We start from the raw sequence: 14,773 nt of genomic DNA, 5'->3' as shown, positions 1-14,773 counted from the left end.
AACGCGCGAGAACGACCGCTGTTCCGCCGCTCGGTGCTGGGTCGCCGGGTTGGACATCGCGCTGCGCTTCACCGAACACCACCGTAGCGCCAGCGCCAAGCATGCACTAACATTCCAGCCTGACCTCCTTTGGGGCCGGCCGGTGACCTGTTCAGAGGGAAGTGCCCATGACCAATCATTGCTGTGGACCGGGCTATGCTTCTCCCGCCGAGGCGATGCGGGCACCGCGCGAAAAGCTGCTTTATACGATTGCCATCTACACCGGCACGGGCATTCAGAAGCCGGACTATCTGTGCACCATCGATGTCGACCCGCAGAGCCCGACCTACAGCCAGGTGATTTCACGCCTGCAAATGCCGGGCATCGGCGATGAGCTGCATCACTCGGGCTGGAATGCCTGCTCGTCGTGCCATGGCGATGCCAGCATGGAGCGGAAATACCTGATTGTGCCGGGTGTGCGCTCGTCCAATCTGCATATTGTCGATTGCGGCACCGATCCGCGCAATCCGACCCTGTTCAAGGTCATCGACGGCGCCGAGATCAAAGCCAGGACCAATCTTTCGGCGCCGCACACGGTGCATTGCCTCGGCTCGGATATCATCGTCTCCATGCTTGGCGACGCGCAAGGCAATGCCCCCGGCGGCTATCTGCAGCTCAGCAAGGAGTTCGAGATCGTCGGCCGCTGGGAAAACTCCATGGGCGGCATCAAGTTCGGCTATGATTTCTGGTACCAGCCGCGGCACAACGTGATGGTCAGCTCGGAATGGGCCGCGCCCAACACCTTCATGCCCGGGTTCGACCTCGAAGAGGTCGGTCATCTGAAATATGGCCGCGAGATCCATTTCTGGGATTTCGAGAAGAAGGAGCCAAGGCAGACATTCTATCTTGGTGAGGATGGCCTGATCCCGCTGGAAGTGCGCTTCCATCACAATCCCGACAGCAGCCACGGTTTTGTCGGCGCGGCGCTTTCCGCCAACATCATCCATTGGTGGAAGGACGCGGCGGGCGACTGGCAATGGGAAAAGATTGTCGACGTCGACAATGAGCCGCATCCCGAATGGCCGATCCCGATACCCGGCGTGATCTCGGTCATCCTGCTCAGCATGGACGACAGGTACCTCTATCTGTGCAACTGGCTGCATGGCGACATCCGCCAGTACGACATCTCCGACCCGCACAACGCCAGGCTGACCGGGCAGGTGTGGATGGGCGGACTGCTCGGCCGCGCTCCCGAGGTCAATGGCGTCAAAGTCACCGGCGGGCCGCAGATGATACAGCTCAGCCTCGATGGCAAGCGGCTCTATGTGACGACCTCACTGTTCTCGACCTGGGACAACCAGTTCTATCCGGAAATCCGCACCAATGGCGGCTGCATGCTGATGGTCAATTGCGATACCGAAAACGGCGGCATGGCAATCGATCCGCGCTTTGTCGTCGATTTCGGCAAGGAACCGAATGGACCAAGCCGCTGTCACGAAACCCGTTATCCCGGCGGTGATTGCACGAGCGACATCTGGGTATGACCAGCTTCACCATCACGCTCGCCAACCAGGGCGGCGCGGCCTTTGAGGTCGATCGCCGCAAGCCGCTCTTGCAGAGCCTGCGCGAGCAGGGCGTGGACCTGCCCTATGGCTGCAAATATGGCGGCTGCATAAGCTGCGCGGCCAAGATGATCAGCGGCAAGGTCGATCAGAAGGCGCAGGTGGCGCTGAACAACCGCCAGATCGCCAATGGCTACATCATCCTCTGCGTTGCCCGCCCGCTGAGCGACTGCACGCTGGAGGTCGGCGTCGAAAGCCACGACAGGCTCTATCGCAACCCGTTCCTCGACCCCCTGGCCGCGCATGAATTGAAAGCCGATATTGCGACCCCGCTGGACGACAAGAAATGACCCATATGAACCATGATGAGCCCTATCCGGAGGCTTATCTGCAGGAGATCCTGAAATCGGTCAAAACCATCGCGATGGTGGGCGCCAGCCCCGACAAAACCAAGTTTTCCTATGGTGTCCTGAGGGTGCTGCACGAAACCGGCTACGACATGATCCCGGTCAATCCCAGTTCCGGCGTGGAGGAAATTCGAGGGCTTAAAGTGTATCCCTCGCTGGCGGCCATCGACCGGCCCGTCGACATGGTCGAGGTTTTCCGCCGCTCCGAAGATCTGCTGGAGGTCGCGCAGGAGGCCATCGCCATCAATGCCAAGGTGCTGTGGGGCCAGATCGGGGTGAGGGATGATGCTGCCGCCCGGCTGGCGGAGGAGGCGGGCTTGAAAGTGGTGATGAACCGCTGTCCCAAGATCGAATTGTTCCGCCCCTTCTGGAAGCCGAAGCTGCATTTGGGGATATGATCGCAGGTCACGTAATTCGGCGTGTCGGCGGTGACCAACCTGGTCCCTTTGGTGTTGGGCGTTGGTTCTGCTAGGCCGTGGGCTCATACACCCGAAGCCATTGTCGCGATCGGGGATTTTGAGATAGACTTTGCAATCTCGAAATCGTGCCGGATCCTCAGGCTTGCCTTGGGAGATGCTAATGCGCGGGTTCTTGCTTTTCATTCTGTTAGTGCTTGCACACATTCCGATTGTATCGCATGCCGCCGCCATCCACGACGCCGCCATGGAGGGCGATGTCGCGGCGATCACGGCGGCACTCGATGCAGGTGCCGGAATAGATGAGAGCGATGGCACTGCCACGCCGCTCTATCTTGCGGTGATGCTGGGCCACATCGATGCGGCAAAATTGCTCATAGAACGTGGTGCGGACGTCAACGCCCAGACGGCTTGGGGCCCTCCGCTGATGGCGGCCGTGGGGAAAGACAAGATCGATCTGTTAAATCTGTTGCTGGAGCGGAATGCAGATCCAAATTCCAACCGTGACAGCGAATCCGCCCTCCACGTCGCCGTCACTCTCGATTGTCTCGATTGTGTGAGGGCGCTGGTCGAGGCCGGCGCAGACGTGAATGCGAAGACAACGGGCGGCAAGACGCCGCTCCATATCGCAAAGAGCCGGGGGCAAGCCGAAATTGCCGCCTATCTTTTGTCGCACGGGGTTGTCTTGCCAACACCGGCTCCGATCTCAATGAAATTGGCTTCTGCCGATGTCGAGAAAGGTCGAACCTACTTCGCCCGCGTGTGTGTCAGTTGCCACACTGCCGAACCGCAGGGAGGGAACAAGATAGGACCCAACTTATGGAGCGTCGTCGGCCGCGACAAGGCATCCGTGGCAGACATGCGTTACTCCGATACCTTGCTGGGCTGGGAGGGGCTATGGACGTACGAGGACCTGAACAGATATCTCTTCGGGCCTATGCTTACCACGCCGGGCGTTAAGATGGAGACGCCTGGCGTCCCGGACGAGACCGAACGGGTCAACCTGATCGCCTACTTGCGCACACTCAGTGACAAGCCGATCCCGCTGCCCTGAATCGATGATCTCTTGCACAACTGCTGCTATGGGCCCGCGTCGGCTAGCAGATCGAACCTTACCTGAGATACGCCGCCAGATGGTCGCTGAGATCACGCGCGTCATCGCCGGCGCCGTCGATCAGCGCGGACTTGCGGCGGCGCAGGAACTGCATTCCCATCAGGTAGAGGCCCGGATGGTCGGCCACCCCGCCGTCGTGACGGACGTGGCCCCAGCGGTCGAGCACCGGCAGCTCCAGCCAGGAGTAGTCCGGCCGGTAGCCGGTGGCCCAGATGATCGTCCTGATCGCGCCGCCGGCAAGGTCCAGGCCGAGCGACGGGTTATCCTCGACACGCGTCGGCGGCGGGCGATCCGGCGGTCCGACCGTCGCGTCCAGCCCGTTGTCGCGCGCCCATTCGTCAATGAGGTCGAGCAGCCGGGCCATCTTGAGATCGGAAAGCGCGCACATGTTGCGCAACGACCCGGCAAACTGCGCCTTGCCGTCTTCGGTGATGCCGGCGAGACGGCCGACGAGCCTGACGCCGCGGTCGAGCAGCGCGTTAAGGTCGAGGGTGGTGCGGTCGGGCGTGCCGGCAAGCTGCAGCGAAGGAACGCGTCGCGCCCGCCTGATGTCGTCGACCTCGTCGTAGCGCTCGTCCAGCACGCCGGCGGCGTCCATCCACCATTCCAGGTCCTTGCCGCGATAGACGCGGGGCGCCCTTATGTGCTCGCCCACCGACAGCGTCACCTGACGCCCCGAACGCTGCAGTTCCTGTGCGATCTGGGTGCCGCTCGACGAGGCGCCCACCACCATCACGCCGCCGTCGGCGACCTGGCCTGGGTTGCGGTAGGACTGCGCCGTCAGCATGGCGACCGACGGCGGCACGCGGGCGGCGAAATCGGGCAGGCGCGCGATGTTGCACGCGCCCGACGCCAGCACGACGGTCCGGCACCGCCACTCGCCGCGGTCCGTGCGCACCAGATATCCGGCATCGTCGGCGCGGACCGAGGTAACGGTCGTATGGGTCCTGACCGGCGCCGAGATCGCCCTGGCATAGGTGCCGAGGAAGTCGATCGCCTCAGGCAGCGTCCGGTAGCCGTCGGGGTCGTCGCCATCATAGCGGAAGCCGGGCAGCCGGCTCTGCCAGTTGGGCGTGAGCAGTCGCAGCGAATCCCATCGCTCGGTGCGCCAGCTATGGGCGATCTCGCCGCGCTCCAGCAGCACATGGTCGATAGCTCGCTCCGCGAGGCAGCGGCTCATCGCGAGCCCCGCGTGCCCTGCACCGACAATCACTGTGGTGACGGAACTAATCGCGACCTCTCATCAGGCGAGTCTACGGCTCGAAGCGCCTTTCAGTTAACCACGACCGTGACGTTCGTCGGATTGGTGACAATGTCATAGACGGCCGACCGCTTCTGCGACTGGGCGACGAGCGCCTCGATGTCCTCGCGCTTGGCGTCGGCGTCGATGTTGTACTTCACCGTGATGCCGCTGAAGCCGTTGCGGACGTCGGCGTCGATGCCGAGAATGCCGGCGAGATCCATGTCGCCCTCGATGGTCGCTTTCACCGACTTCAGCTGGATGTTCCGGTTCTGGGCAACCGCGGCGATGCCGGCGGTCAGGCAACTGGCCAGCCCGACCAGCACGTATTCGACAGGCGTGGCGCCCTGATCCAGGGAAGCGAACACCTCCGGATGGTCGGCGTCGAATGCGAAGGTGGTCTTGCGATGCTGGTCCTGGCCGAGACCGTAAAAACTCTCCACCGTCGAGTGGCTGTGGGTGCCATCCTTCCATTCGCAAGCCGCGCGCCACTTGAATTGCGCGGCCTCCGGGGCATTGGTAAGCGCTTCTTTTGCGGCGAGCAGCGCCTCTACATTGACGCCATTGTCGGCCTGTACTGCGGAAGCCATGATTATCCTCCCTACATTGCACTGGCTCAAAACCCGACCGTTTCACTGACCTCCTGATCAGCTTTGGTCGTGGGCGGGCATGGTATGGGCAGCTAGGCGTTTCGACAAGTTGTTTCCGGCGGGGCAGGGTCGCCCTTCGGAGCCCGTTTCAACTACCCCTAAAATACCTAAGCCTAGCCCCTAGAACTACTCGTTTGCGCCGGCATACCATCGCCGCCACCATCCGGATCGTTGGTGGTTGGCACGGTGGAGGCATTGATGACCGCTCTTGCTCGCAGGCCCTGGGTTCCCGCGCAGTGCGAGGATTTCGTCCAGCGGCTGGCCACGGAAACGAGCGGGCAGGGGAGCGACGTCGTGCTTGCGGCGATCGAGGCGGGCATCGCGCTCAACCGGCGCGTCCATGAGGCCGATTGCGTCAACCTCAATCCGGCGACCAACGTGATGAACCCCAGAGCCGAGGCGGCGCTTGCCTCGGGCCTCGGCTCTCGCCCGTCGCTCGGCTATCCCGGCGACAAATACGAGATGGGGTTGGAGGGCGTCGAGCGCATCGAGGTCATCGCGGCCGAGCTCGCCGCCGAGGTGTTCGGCGCCCGCTATGCCGAGATCCGCGTGCCTTCCGGCGCCATCGCCAATCTCTATGCCTTCATCGCCGCGGCGCGGCCGGGCGACAGCGTGATCGTGCCTTCGCCCGCCGTCGGCGGCCATGTCACGCATCACATGGCCGGCTGCGCCGGGCTCTATGGGCTCGACATCCATACCGCGCCTGTCGACGGCGATGGCTACACGGTCGATGTCGCCGGGCTGCGCGAACTCGCCCTTGAGGTGCGGCCGAAGATGATCACCATCGGCAGCAGCCTCAACCTTCTGCCGCATCCCATCCGCGAGATCCGGACGATCGCCGACGAGATCGGGGCGCTGGTGCTGTTCGACGCGGCGCATCTCTGCGGCATGATCGCCGGCCACGCCTGGCAGCAGCCGCTGGAGGAAGGCGCCCATCTCATGACGATGAGCACCTACAAGAGCCTCGGCGGCCCGCCCTCCGGCCTGATCGTCACCAACGACGCCGATATCGCCGAGAAGCTCGACCGGATCGCCTTTCCCGGCATGACGGCGAATTTCGATGCCGCGAAGTCGGCAGCGCTCGCCATCACACTGCTCGACTGGAAGGCGCATGGCCGCGCCTATGCCGCCGCCATGGCCGGCACGGCGAAGGCGCTGGCTCAGGCGCTTGCCGAGCGCGGCCTGCCGGTGTTCTCGACGGCCAAGGGCCACACCACCTCGCACCAGTTCGCGGTTCAGGCCGCCGAATTCGGCGGCGGGCAGGCGGCGGCGAAGAGGCTCAGGCGGGCCAACATCCTCACCTGCGGCATCGGCCTGCCGATCGCGGCGGTCGACGGCGACATGAACGGCCTGCGCTTCGGCACGCCGGAGATCGTGCGCTGGGGCATGACCGAGAAGGACATGCCCGAGCTTGCCGCGCTCATCGCCAGGGGGCTGCGCGGCAACGATGCGCCGGAAGCGATCGCCGCCGCTGTCAGTGAATTCCGGCGCCGGTTCACAAAACTGCATTTCGTGAACTGAGCACCTGAAAGCGCGGGCGAAGAGCCCGCTTTCTCAAAACACAAAGGGGAATGACATGCGCATGATTCTGCGATTGATGACTGCTGCCCTGATGACGGCCGCCGCCGTCGGTGTCGCCAGGGCCGATATCGTGCTCGGCGTCGCCGGTCCGATGTCGGGGCCGAATGCCGCCTATGGCGAACAGTACCGCGTCGGCGTCAAGGCGGCGGTCGAGCGCATCAACGCCAATGGCGGCGTGCTCGGGCAAAAACTCACCGTCTCGGTCGGCGACGATGTCTCCGATCCAAAGCAGGGCGTCTCGATCGCCAACAAGTTCGTCGCCGATGGCGTGCATTATGTCGTCGGCCACTATAATTCCGGCGTCACCATTCCCGCCTCCGACATCTATGCCGAGAACGGCGTGCTGTTCGTGACGCCGACGGCCACCAACCCGATGGTGACCGAGCGCGGCCTGTGGGACGCTTTTCGCGCTTGTGGCCGTGACGACCAGCAAGGCGCCATCGCCGCCAAATTCGTGCTCGAGCGCTTCAAGGGCAAGAAGGTGGCGATCGTCGACGACAAGTCGACGGCGGGCAAGGGTCTCGCCGACGAGATGGCGCGCGCCTACAACGCCGGCGGCGGCAGGCCGGTGCTGCAAGAGGAAATCAACCCTGGCGAGAAGGACTACAGCCCACTCGTCGCCAGGATCAAGCAGTCGGGCGGCGAGCTTGTCTATTATGGCGGCCAGCACACCGAGGCCGGGCTGATCGTGCGCCAGATGCACGACCAGGGCGTCACCACCATCCTGATGGGCGGCGACGGCATCTCCAACAGCGAGTTCGGCGCCATCGGCGGCGAGGGGGCTTTGGGCACGCTGATGACGTCCTTTCCCGATCCGGCCACCTTCGCCGAGGCCAAGGATGCGGTCGCCGACCTGAAAGCCAGGAACGTACCGACCGAAGCGGTGACGCTATACGCCTATGCAGCCACGCAGATCCTTGCCGAGGCGATCGCCCGTGCCAAGGCCGACGATCCGAAGGCCGCATCCGACTATCTCCATTCGGGTGCAAGCATTTCGACAGTGCTCGGCACCATCTCCTATGACGCCAAGGGGGATATCAAGCAGCCGGGCTTCGTCGTATTTGAGTGGCGGAAGGTCGACGGCAAGCTGACCCCGGTGGCCCTCAAATAGATTATTCGCGCCGGCGGGGTAACGGCCGCCGGCGCTTCCTTGGGAAAAAGCCGGAATGGCCGTCAATCCGCCGCGTCCGCGCATGCCGCCGCTCAACGCGCTCCGCTCCTTCGAGGCGGCGGCTCGTTACGAAAGCTTCGCCAAGGCGGCGGACGAGCTCAGCGTCACGCCGGCGGCGGTGTCGCATCAGGTCAAGGCGCTGGAGGCCTGGCTCGGCGCGCCGCTGTTCGTGAGGCATGCGCAGGGGCTGCATCTCACCGACGCCGGCCGCGCCGCTCTGCCTGCCTTCTCCACCGCCTTCGACGCTATGGGGCTGGCCGTGCAGGAACTGCGCATCGCGGCGCCCCGGCCGCAGGTCAGCATCGCGGCGCTGCCTTCGATCGCGCAGCTGTGGCTGGCGCCGCGCCTGCCGGCGCTGCGCGCGGCATTGCCCACGCTGCGCCCCTCCATCCACGCGCTGGAGGAGCCGCCGGATTTCCGCCGCGAGCCTTTTGATCTCGCCATCTTCCTGACCAGGCAGGCACCGGTCGGCGGCCGCGCTTGCAAGTTCTCAGATGATGTCATCTTTCCGGTGTGCGCGCCGGCGCTGGCCCGGCAGTTGAAGACGCCGGCCGATCTCGCCGCGCAGCTTCTGTTGTGGGACACGACCTGGACCGGCGACTGGGCCCTGTGGTTCGAGGCCGCCGGCCTGAAGGGGCCGTCGATCGATTCCGGCTCCGAATTCTCGCTCTACAGCATGGCGCTGCAGGCGGGCGACGGCGCCGGCGTGCTGATGGGCCATGAGGCGCTGGTGTCGCGCGCGCTTGCCGGCGGATCGCTGGTGGCGCCGTTCGAAAAGCGCGTGCCGACCGGCTTCAGCCTTTCGATCCTGGCGCCCGACCGATCACCCGCCCACGCCGCCGCGGCGATCGACTGGCTGCTGGCGGAGCCGCCGTCTCCATCCGCACCTTGACCAGCGTCGCCGCCGCGTGGCCGGCAGCGGCGATGTAGTCGGGATTGTGGTGGATCAGCATGCTGGAGAAGGCGCCGTCCATCAACAGAACGATCTCGCGCGCCAGCATGTTGGGCTCTCTGACCTTATGGCTTGAAAGCTCTCCGGCCAGCCACTTTTCGAAATTGGTCTTGTGGCGCGACCCGGATTTGACTGCAGGGTGTCCGGGCATCGCCGCGAGCTCGGCGGCCGTGCGCAGGTAGCCGCAGCCTCTCCACTTCGGGTGCTTTGCCACCCGCGCCAGATTGGTGAAGATCGCCGCGACCTTCCTGTCGACGCCGCCCTCGGCGGCTTCGAACCAGCCGGCCATCTGCTTGATGTTGGGCTGGTCGCGGCCATCGAGATAGGCGGCGATCAAATCGTCCTTGCTTCTGAAGTGGTAGTAGAGCGTGCGCTTCGTCAGCCCCGCCTTCTCGGCCACTGCGTCGACGCTGACGCGGCCGACCCCCTCGGCATAGAAGAGTTTCGCCGCCGCATCGACGAGGCGTTTGCGAGTTGGGCTGGTGGGTTCGCTCATGCCATCAAGTATACTGACTAGTGAATATACAGACAATCCGAAAACTGATCCCTTTCGCTCCGTTCCATACCGGAGAGAAAGAACATGACCGAGTTGGTGCTTTGCGAAAGCCGCGATCGCGTCGCTGTGCTGACGCTCAATCGCCCGGAGAAACTCAACGCCTTGAATTACGCCCTGATCGATCGCCTGCTCGAATGCTCGACAGGATCGAGACCGACGATGCGGTTCGCGCCGTCATCCTCACGGGGGCGGGCGAGCGCGCCTTCTCTGCCGGCGCCGACATCCACGAATTCTCAGTCAGTGTCGCCGCAGGCGCTGATGTCGCGCTGCGCGACTTCGTCATGCGCGGCCAGCGGCTGACGGCGCGGCTCGAAGCGTTCCGCAAGCCGGTCATCGCCGCCGTCAACGGCATCGCCTTCGGTGGCGGCTGCGAGATCACCGAGGCGGTGCCGCTGGCCATCGCCAGCGACCGCGCCTTGTTCGCCAAGCCGGAGATCAACCTCGCCATGCCGCCGACCTTCGGCGGCACGCAGCGCCTGCCGCGGCTTGCCGGCCGCAAGCGGGCTCTGGAACTGCTTTTGACGGGCGAGGCCTTTTCGGCGGCGCGCGCGGTGGAACTCGGCCTCGTCAACAGGATCGTGCCGCAAGCCGAGCTGATGCCGGCAGCACACGATCTCGCGCGCCGCATCATCACGCATTCGCAGGCGGCGGTGGCCAGCATCCTCACCGCGGTGGCGCGCGGCATCAATCTCAGCATAGCCGAGGGCCTGCTGGTCGAGGCCGAGCAGTTCGCTCGCATAGTCCCGACCGCCGACCTGCGCGAGGGCCTCGACGCCTGGATCGAGCGCCGCAAGCCCGCCTATGACGGCTCATGGACGCACATCACCCGGCCAAGCGAGGCAAGGCGCGCCTCGCTGGCCATGGACCGCTTGGCGGATCAGGGCGAAACGGCGACACGGCCCTTCATGTTGGGATGGAAGCGGCAGAAATAGTCGACCGCCCCGGCTTCCGTGAGAGTCATCCTTCCCCTCGACTTCGGCGGGATCATCGCCTCCCAACCGCCCTTCACCGTGGCCGTGTGGGCCAACCCATCCTTGTTCACCCATTCGACCGTGTCGCCGACCTTGGCCTCGACGCTTGCTGGCGAAAAAACAAGCTTGTCGATCGTTACCGTGATCGTGGCTGCGGACGCCGGGCTGGCGGTGAGCGCCAGCGCCAGCGCCGCTAATGCCGGCCGTGTCAGCGCCGTCATTTCAGGCTGCCGGCGACATGCTCGGCATGCTGCTGATGCCCCTGGAAGATCTTCAGCCCGGTTTCCAGCAGGCTCTTCAACTCGGCATTGCTCGCCGACGGGATGAGCAGGGTCTCCAGCGCCCCGTTGACCTGCTTGTGGTAGGCCACCTCATTCTCGACATAGGCCTTGTCGAAGGCCGCGCCGTCGAGCTTCGCGAGCTTGCCGCGTTCTTCTGCCGCCGCCTTGGCCAGCGCCTGGCTCGTGGCGTTGTCCTCCGGCGTGACATTGAGCTTCTTGACCAGGTCGAGCGCCTGCTTGTTCACCGCCTCATGGTCGCGCACCATGTCGTTGGCGAAATCCACGACCTCCTTGGTCTTGGACTTCTCGATCGCCAGCTTCGCCGCCTCGATGTCGATCGTGCCCGCCGTGTAGGCGATGTGGGCGATCTGCGGATCGGTCGGCTTGTCGGCGGCCTGCGCCAGCGGCGCTGCGCCGAGCATGAGCAGGGCGGCGAGGGCAACGGTCGGTCGGGTAAGCATGGCATCTCCTTCGCCCGGTGGTGCCGGGCTCGCGTTCTTCGGTTAACGCTGATTGGATGCGGGAAGGGCCGAAACGTTCCCGGGAATCAGCCTTCGATCCCCAGTCTTTTCATCACCGCCTCGGTCAGCCGCTCGCAGCGGCGGCCGGCGAAGGGGAAGGCGTCGAGCAGCACCGGGCCGATCTCGTCGTCCAGCGCCTTGCGCACCAGGGCGCGCGCCCGGTGCAGCCTGGTCTTGACGGTCTCGGGCTTGACGCCAAGCAGGTCGGCGGTCTCGTCCATGCTGAAGCCCTCTATGACGCGGGCTACGAACACGCTGCGGTAGACGTCGGGCAGGCTGTCGGTCGCCCGTTCGACCAGTGCGAGGATCTGCCGCTGCGCCATCGTCCGCTCCGGATCGTCGCTGGGGTTTAGAGGGAAGCGGATGATCTGCGCCTCCGGGTTTTCGGGCAGCGCCACGATCCGTTTTCGCTTGCGCAGCCGACCGAGCGCCTCGTTGATGACGATGCGCGACAGCCAGGTCGAGAGCGAGGATCCGCCACGAAAAGTTGAAAGATTGGCGAAGGCCCGCACATAGGCCTCCTGCACGATGTCCTCGGCCTCGGCGTCGTTGCGCACAACGCCGCGCGCGATGCGGTAGAGACGCTGGTTGTTAGCCTTGATGATGGCGCGGCAGGCCTCCGCCTCGCGCGCCAAGGCGCGACGCACCAGCGCCATGTCGCCGGACAGGCTTTCCGCCCCTGCCGGCGCCGCTACGGGCGTTGCGAGCTTGTGCATTGCGAGCCGATCTCCCGAACAGATGCCTGATCGGGGCATTGGATGCGCCTTGCCGGCAAAAGGTTCCCGGAATTCGGCGGTGTTCGGCGGCGATATTACGCCGCCGCCCGCGCCGTGTCTGCGCCGCGCACCCGCGCTGCCGCCGCCAGCAGGTCGGTCTGGGTGATCAGGCCGAGGATACGCCGCTCGGCATCGACGATCACCACCGCATGACTGCGCCCGTCGGTCAGCACTGGCAGCAGGCTCATCGCCGGCGTGTCGGGCGAGGCGGTGCCGACCTTCGACATCACGCCCTTCACCGTGTCGGTGGCTTTCGTCAGCTCGCGCAGGCCGACGGCGCCCACCAGCCTGGCTTCGGCGTCGACCACCGGCAAGGTACGGATATTGTGGTCGAGCAGTTGCTGGCGCGCCGCGTCGGCTGTGGCGTCTTCGGGCACAGAGATCACGTCGCGGGACATGATGTCTGAGCAAAGCAGCGTCCGGTGCGAGCGCACCATGGCCTGCAGTTCGACCTGGCGCAGCAGCCGTTCGAGGTCGTCGCGGTCGATGTCGAAGGTCTCGTCGAGCGTGGCCAGCGCCGCGTCGATATCCTCGGGCCGGAAGCCGACGCGCTCCTGTGGCGGCGGATCGGCGGTGCCGTGGCTGTTGGCGGCGGGCGCGACGACATGCGGATAGTTGCGCCGCGCCAGCCGGTGGAAGAGGAAGCCGAGCGTGACCAGAATGGTCGAATTCAGCGCCACCGGCACGAAGGGGAACAAAAAGCCGGCGCTGACCACCGCCGGGCCGCCAAGCACGGCGGTGAGCGCGGCGGCGCCGCCCGGCGGATGCAGGCAGCGGGTGAACGACATGGCGGCAATGGCGAGCGCCACCGCAAGGCCGGACGCGATCACCGGGTCGTGCACGAAGTGCGCCACGGTCACGCCGACCAGTGCCGAGATCGAATTGCCGCCGGTGATCGACCAGGGCTGCGCCAGCGGGCTTGCCGGCACCGCAAAGAGCAGCACGGCCGACGCCCCCATCGGTGCCACCAGCAGCGCCACATGCGGGCCGCCGCCCATTGCCAGCCCGCTGATCACGCCGGTCAGCGCGATGCCGATCGTGGCGCCGATGCAGGCAAGCAGCCGCTCGCGCAGCGTCGCGCCGGCAAGGATGGGGACAAAAAGGCGAAACGCCATGGCAGATCCTGAAACGCAAGAGAGATTGCGGCGCCCGCAATGCAGCCGCGGCCGCGAATTTGGAAGCCAAACCAATCCGCATATTCGCGGTTGCGGAGAATACTATTGCGCGACGCGGGTTGGGGGCTATCGCCTGCGGCCTTCGCTTTCTCAATCGCGCCAAGGCCTTGCGGCCGTGTGCGGAATCCATCCCTCAGGGTTCCCGCTCGCAGGTCAGGTCGCCGCCGCCGCAAGCCCGCGCAATAAGTCGGCCTTGAGATCGTCGACGTCCTCAAGCCCGACTTGCAGGCGGATCAGCGGCCCCTCATAGGAGCGCTTGGCTATGGTGCGGTCGCCGAGGAAGACCGGTACGGCGAGGCTCTCATAGCCGCCCCAGGAATAGCCGAGGCCGAAGATCTTCAGCGCGTCGAGGAAGGCGTGCTGCGCTTTCTGCCCGCCACCCTTGAGGACGATCGAGAAGATGCCGCTCGAGCCGCAGAAGTCGCGCTTCCACAGCACGTGGTCCGGGTGGCTCTCCAGCGCCGGATGCAGCACCTGCGCCACGCCTGGCTGCCCCTCCAGCCAGAGCGCTAGCGCGAGCGCGCTCTTCTGGTGATGCTCAAGCCGAACCCCCATCGTGCGCAGGCCGCGCAGTACCTGATAGATGTCGTCGGGCCCGGAACAGCAGCCCAGTGTGCAAAAACCTTCGTAGAGTTGTTTCCAGTACGTCTCGTTGGCCGAGACGGTGCCGAGCAGCACGTCCGAATGGCCGGCCGGGTATTTCGTCGCCGCATGGATCGAGATGTCGACGCCATGGTCGAGTGGCTTGAAATAGAGCGGCGTCGCCCAGGTGTTGTCCATCATGACGATGGCGCCCGCCTGATGCGCCGCTTTGGCGATCGCCGGTATGTCCTGCACCTCATAGGTGTTCGACCCCGGCGATTCCGTGAACACCACTTTGGTGTTGGCCTTGATCAGCGCGGCGATGCCGGCGCCGATATGAGGGTCGTAATACTCCACTTCGATGCCCAGGCGCTTCAGCATCGTGTCGGCGAAATGCCGTGTCGGGTGGTAGACGCTGTCAACGATCAAGAGATGGTCGCCGCACGCGAGGAAGGTGAGCAGCGGCACCGTCACCGCGGCGAGGCCCGAGGGCACGGCGATTGTGCCGGCCGAGCCCTCCAGCGCGTCGACCGCAAGCGTCAGCGCGTCCATGGTCGGCGTGCCGCGCGTGCCGTAGGTGTATTTCTGGCTGCGTGCCGCCATCGACGCCGCATCGGGATAGAGCACCGTCGAGGCATGCACGACCGGTGGATTGACGAAGCCGAAATAGTCGCGCGGATTGTTGCCGGAATGGGCAAGCCGCGTGTTGATGCCCAGTTCGCTGCTGTCTTTTGCCATATCTCTTGCCTGTGGTGGGGGTGATGCCAGCCATAATGCGGCGGCCCGGGCCGCGCAACCGCCCGGCGTCCGCCAGGCGGCAGTGTTTCGATGTGCCAAAT

Annotated in this window: 15 protein-coding genes and 1 pseudogene; 8 read left to right on the top strand and 8 right to left on the bottom strand. The window is 65.0% G+C overall.

Going from position 1 to position 14,773, the window contains the following annotated elements:
• Positions 1 to 167 precede the first annotated feature (167 nt).
• From EJ073_RS07665 to EJ073_RS07650, 4 genes are all read left to right on the top strand, one after another.
• Entirely contained in the window at positions 168 to 1,523 is a 1,356-nt protein-coding gene (locus EJ073_RS07665) for a selenium-binding family protein (protein WP_126055184.1), read from the top strand.
• Complete coding sequence (locus EJ073_RS07660) at positions 1,520 to 1,891, top strand: 2Fe-2S iron-sulfur cluster-binding protein (protein WP_126055183.1); 372 nt, start codon at positions 1,520 to 1,522, stop codon at positions 1,889 to 1,891. The genes EJ073_RS07665 and EJ073_RS07660 overlap by 4 nt, the downstream gene beginning before the upstream one ends.
• Positions 1,888 to 2,346 (top strand): CoA-binding protein, encoded by a 459-nt coding sequence (locus tag EJ073_RS07655; protein WP_126055182.1) that lies wholly within the window; start codon positions 1,888 to 1,890, stop codon positions 2,344 to 2,346. The genes EJ073_RS07660 and EJ073_RS07655 overlap by 4 nt, the downstream gene beginning before the upstream one ends.
• Positions 2,347 to 2,527: 181 nt before the next feature.
• The gene (locus tag EJ073_RS07650) at positions 2,528 to 3,418 is read left to right on the top strand and encodes an ankyrin repeat domain-containing protein (RefSeq protein WP_126055181.1); all 891 of its coding nucleotides are present in this window, start codon (positions 2,528 to 2,530) and stop codon (positions 3,416 to 3,418) included.
• Between the two features lie 58 nt (positions 3,419 to 3,476).
• Here the strand turns inward: EJ073_RS07650 and EJ073_RS07645 are convergent, their stop codons facing one another.
• Together EJ073_RS07645 and EJ073_RS07640 are read right to left on the bottom strand one after the other, a co-directional pair.
• Positions 3,477 to 4,658: an NAD(P)-binding domain-containing protein gene (locus EJ073_RS07645; RefSeq protein WP_210211276.1), complete on the bottom strand. Its 1,182-nt coding sequence runs from the start codon at positions 4,656 to 4,658 to the stop codon at positions 3,477 to 3,479.
• A gap of 92 nt (positions 4,659 to 4,750) precedes the next feature.
• The gene (locus tag EJ073_RS07640) at positions 4,751 to 5,308 is read right to left on the bottom strand and encodes an OsmC family protein (protein ID WP_126055179.1); all 558 of its coding nucleotides are present in this window, start codon (positions 5,306 to 5,308) and stop codon (positions 4,751 to 4,753) included.
• 258 nt (positions 5,309 to 5,566) lie between these two features.
• Here EJ073_RS07640 and EJ073_RS07635 point away from each other — a divergent pair, with 258 nt between their 5' ends.
• The 3 genes from EJ073_RS07635 (at position 5,567) to EJ073_RS07625 (ending at position 9,012) form a co-directional block, all read left to right on the top strand.
• On the top strand, positions 5,567 to 6,889 hold the full coding sequence (locus EJ073_RS07635) for an aminotransferase class I/II-fold pyridoxal phosphate-dependent enzyme (protein ID WP_126055178.1): 1,323 nt from the start codon (positions 5,567 to 5,569) through the stop codon (positions 6,887 to 6,889).
• Between the two features lie 61 nt (positions 6,890 to 6,950).
• Positions 6,951 to 8,060 (top strand): branched-chain amino acid ABC transporter substrate-binding protein, encoded by a 1,110-nt coding sequence (locus EJ073_RS07630; RefSeq protein WP_126059115.1) that lies wholly within the window; start codon positions 6,951 to 6,953, stop codon positions 8,058 to 8,060.
• Positions 8,061 to 8,115: 55 nt separating this feature from the next.
• Positions 8,116 to 9,012, top strand: coding sequence for a LysR family transcriptional regulator (locus EJ073_RS07625; protein WP_245455490.1), 897 nt, complete (start codon positions 8,116 to 8,118; stop codon positions 9,010 to 9,012).
• Here the strand turns inward: EJ073_RS07625 and EJ073_RS07620 are convergent.
• Positions 8,915 to 9,568 (bottom strand): TetR/AcrR family transcriptional regulator, encoded by a 654-nt coding sequence (locus EJ073_RS07620; RefSeq protein ID WP_126055177.1) that lies wholly within the window; start codon positions 9,566 to 9,568, stop codon positions 8,915 to 8,917. The two genes, EJ073_RS07625 and EJ073_RS07620, sit on opposite strands and share 98 nt — an antisense overlap.
• Before the next feature lie 84 nt (positions 9,569 to 9,652).
• Between EJ073_RS07620 and EJ073_RS07615 the strand changes: the two are divergent.
• Positions 9,653 to 10,560: pseudogene (locus tag EJ073_RS07615) on the top strand (crotonase/enoyl-CoA hydratase family protein).
• On the opposite strand, the gene EJ073_RS07610 reads toward EJ073_RS07615, so the two are convergent.
• The 5 genes from EJ073_RS07610 to EJ073_RS07590 all read right to left on the bottom strand — a co-directional run bounded on the left by EJ073_RS07610 (position 10,506) and on the right by EJ073_RS07590 (position 14,672).
• Positions 10,506 to 10,820, bottom strand: a complete 315-nt coding sequence (locus EJ073_RS07610) for a cupredoxin family copper-binding protein (RefSeq protein WP_126055176.1) — start codon at positions 10,818 to 10,820, stop codon at positions 10,506 to 10,508. The pseudogene EJ073_RS07615 and the gene EJ073_RS07610 overlap by 55 nt on opposite strands.
• Positions 10,817 to 11,341: a DUF4142 domain-containing protein gene (locus tag EJ073_RS07605; RefSeq protein WP_126055175.1), complete on the bottom strand. Its 525-nt coding sequence runs from the start codon at positions 11,339 to 11,341 to the stop codon at positions 10,817 to 10,819. Before EJ073_RS07605 ends, EJ073_RS07610 begins: the two co-directional genes overlap by 4 nt.
• A gap of 86 nt (positions 11,342 to 11,427) precedes the next feature.
• Positions 11,428 to 12,117 (bottom strand): RNA polymerase sigma factor, encoded by a 690-nt coding sequence (locus tag EJ073_RS07600; RefSeq protein ID WP_126055174.1) that lies wholly within the window; start codon positions 12,115 to 12,117, stop codon positions 11,428 to 11,430.
• Positions 12,118 to 12,212: 95 nt separating this feature from the next.
• Positions 12,213 to 13,292 carry an HPP family protein gene (locus tag EJ073_RS07595; protein WP_126055173.1) on the bottom strand — a complete coding sequence of 360 codons (1,080 nt, stop codon included), beginning with the start codon at positions 13,290 to 13,292 and terminating at the stop codon, positions 12,213 to 12,215.
• 213 nt (positions 13,293 to 13,505) lie between these two features.
• Entirely contained in the window at positions 13,506 to 14,672 is a 1,167-nt protein-coding gene (locus EJ073_RS07590; protein WP_126055172.1) for a cystathionine beta-lyase, read from the bottom strand.
• Positions 14,673 to 14,773: the final 101 nt, after the last annotated feature.

This window comes from Mesorhizobium sp. M4B.F.Ca.ET.058.02.1.1, from assembly GCF_003952505.1.
Classification (GTDB): Bacteria; Pseudomonadota; Alphaproteobacteria; order Rhizobiales; family Rhizobiaceae; genus Mesorhizobium.
The sequence above is the reverse complement of the archived record's forward strand: the minus strand, read 5'-3'. Positions and strand labels throughout refer to the sequence as shown.

What these genes read in the sequence shown, in the direction of transcription:
- EJ073_RS07665 (WP_126055184.1), top strand. Translation starts at nt 168, where the DNA reads ATGACCAATCATTGCTGTGGACCGGGCTATGCTTCTCCCGCCGAGGCG.
- EJ073_RS07660 (WP_126055183.1), top strand. Translation starts at nt 1,520, where the DNA reads ATGACCAGCTTCACCATCACGCTCGCCAACCAGGGCGGCGCGGCCTTT.
- EJ073_RS07655 (WP_126055182.1), top strand. Translation starts at nt 1,888, where the DNA reads ATGACCCATATGAACCATGATGAGCCCTATCCGGAGGCTTATCTGCAG.
- EJ073_RS07650 (WP_126055181.1), top strand. Translation starts at nt 2,528, where the DNA reads ATGCGCGGGTTCTTGCTTTTCATTCTGTTAGTGCTTGCACACATTCCG.
- EJ073_RS07645 (WP_210211276.1), bottom strand. Translation starts at nt 4,658, where the DNA reads ATGAGCCGCTGCCTCGCGGAGCGAGCTATCGACCATGTGCTGCTGGAG.
- EJ073_RS07640 (WP_126055179.1), bottom strand. Translation starts at nt 5,308, where the DNA reads ATGGCTTCCGCAGTACAGGCCGACAATGGCGTCAATGTAGAGGCGCTG.
- EJ073_RS07635 (WP_126055178.1), top strand. Translation starts at nt 5,567, where the DNA reads ATGACCGCTCTTGCTCGCAGGCCCTGGGTTCCCGCGCAGTGCGAGGAT.
- EJ073_RS07630 (WP_126059115.1), top strand. Translation starts at nt 6,951, where the DNA reads ATGATTCTGCGATTGATGACTGCTGCCCTGATGACGGCCGCCGCCGTC.
- EJ073_RS07625 (WP_245455490.1), top strand. Translation starts at nt 8,116, where the DNA reads ATGGCCGTCAATCCGCCGCGTCCGCGCATGCCGCCGCTCAACGCGCTC.
- EJ073_RS07620 (WP_126055177.1), bottom strand. Translation starts at nt 9,568, where the DNA reads ATGAGCGAACCCACCAGCCCAACTCGCAAACGCCTCGTCGATGCGGCG.
- EJ073_RS07610 (WP_126055176.1), bottom strand. Translation starts at nt 10,820, where the DNA reads ATGACGGCGCTGACACGGCCGGCATTAGCGGCGCTGGCGCTGGCGCTC.
- EJ073_RS07605 (WP_126055175.1), bottom strand. Translation starts at nt 11,341, where the DNA reads ATGCTTACCCGACCGACCGTTGCCCTCGCCGCCCTGCTCATGCTCGGC.
- EJ073_RS07600 (WP_126055174.1), bottom strand. Translation starts at nt 12,117, where the DNA reads ATGCACAAGCTCGCAACGCCCGTAGCGGCGCCGGCAGGGGCGGAAAGC.
- EJ073_RS07595 (WP_126055173.1), bottom strand. Translation starts at nt 13,292, where the DNA reads ATGGCGTTTCGCCTTTTTGTCCCCATCCTTGCCGGCGCGACGCTGCGC.
- EJ073_RS07590 (WP_126055172.1), bottom strand. Translation starts at nt 14,672, where the DNA reads ATGGCAAAAGACAGCAGCGAACTGGGCATCAACACGCGGCTTGCCCAT.